The 255-nt window shown below is 24.3% G+C and carries 1 protein-coding gene; it reads right to left on the bottom strand.

Annotated features, from left to right (window positions below; genetic code table 11):
* The coding region (locus tag HS848_RS13145; RefSeq protein WP_198612554.1) for a hypothetical protein at positions 1-255 on the bottom strand (255 nt) is incomplete at both ends.

The raw sequence follows: 255 nt of genomic DNA, 5'->3' as shown, positions 1-255 counted from the left end.
TAAATAACATCGTAAGTAATAACGTAAATAACATCGTAAGTAATAACGTAAATAACATCGTAAGTAATAACGTAAATAACATCGTAAGTAATAACGTAAATAACATCGTAAGTAATAACGTAAATAAAATCGTAAGTAATAACGTAAATAACATCGTAAGTAATAACGTAAATAACATCGTAAGTAATAACGTAAATAACATCGTAAGTAATAACGTAAATAACATCGTAAGTAATAACGTAAATAACATCGTAA

This window comes from Staphylococcus caledonicus (genome assembly GCF_016238465.1).
GTDB lineage: Bacteria > Bacillota > Bacilli > Staphylococcales > Staphylococcaceae > Staphylococcus > Staphylococcus caledonicus.
Note: the sequence above shows the minus strand (reverse complement) of the source record. Positions and strands in the feature narration are given on the sequence as shown.